Origin of the sequence: Nonomuraea lactucae, assembly GCF_003313395.1 — a bacterium.
Taxonomy (GTDB): domain Bacteria; phylum Actinomycetota; class Actinomycetes; order Streptosporangiales; family Streptosporangiaceae; genus Nonomuraea; species Nonomuraea lactucae.
Genome location: NZ_QNFZ01000407.1, coordinates 1 through 984 on the forward strand (window position 1 = coordinate 1; position 984 = coordinate 984).

The 984-nt window shown below is 75.5% G+C and carries 2 protein-coding genes; one reads left to right on the top strand and one right to left on the bottom strand.

Annotated features, from left to right (window positions below):
• Window positions 1-357: PEP-utilizing enzyme (locus DQW85_RS22235; protein WP_240197350.1), on the top strand; the 357-nt coding region annotated here is incomplete at its 5' end.
• 60 nt (window positions 358-417) lie between these two features.
• Here the strand turns inward: DQW85_RS22235 and DQW85_RS22240 are convergent.
• Window positions 418-984, bottom strand: a 567-nt coding sequence (locus DQW85_RS22240) for a sugar phosphate isomerase/epimerase family protein (RefSeq protein WP_162795226.1), incomplete at its 5' end; no start/stop codon positions are given.

The window sequence follows — 984 nt, forward strand, 5'->3', positions numbered from 1 at the left end:
ACCGGCGACGGCGCGGCCACGGGCGGCCGCGCGGACGGCGTGCTCACGGGCAGCGCCGCCTCGGCGGGCACGGTGACGGCACCGGCCAGGGTGGTGCTCGACCCGGTCGGCGCGCACCTGGAGCCCGGCGAGATCCTGGTCTGCCCGTCCACCGACCCCGGCTGGACGCCGCTGTTCCTCACGGCGGGCGGCCTGGTGATGGAGATGGGCGGCGCGATGTCGCACGGCGCGGTGGTGGCCCGCGAGTACGGCATCCCCGCCGTGGTCGGCGTGCCCGAGGCCACCCACCGCATCGTCACCGGCCAGCGGATCACGGTGCACGGTGCGACCGGCACCGTGACGGTGGACGAGGACTGAGGCCCGTGGATCAGGCGTGGCGGGCTCAGGCGGCGAGGTCTCCCGGCCCCTCCGTCCGGCTCAGGCGCCTTGGAGCACCACGTCGGCGTAGCGGGCCTTCACGGTGGCCACCACCTCGTCGGGGTCGGCCGCCCACACGTCGGCGTTGAAGATCTCCACCTCGATGTCCCCCGTGTAGCCCGCCGCCAGGACCGCCCGGGTGATCGGCCCGAAGTCGATCACCCCGTCGCCCATCATGCCCCGCCCCAGCAGCACGTCGGCGGGGAGCGGGTGCAGGTAGTCGCAGACCTGGTAGGAGGCGATCCGGCCGCCTGCCCGGGCGAGCTGCGCGAACAGGTCGGGATCCCACCACACGTGGAACGTGTCGACGACCACGCCCACCTGCTCCTTCGGGTACGGCAGGCTCAGGTCCAGCGCCTGGGCGAGGGTGGAGACCACCGCGCGGTCGGCGCAGTAGACCGGGTGCAGCGGCTCCAGGGCCAGCCGCACGCCCCGCTCCCCAGCGTACGGGGCCAGCTCGGCCAGGGCGTCGGCCACCCGCCGGCGAGCGCCCGCCAGGTCCCGCGACACCAGGCCCAGCGGCTCGCCGGGACGCACGCCCGGGAGCCCGCCCACCACCATCACCAG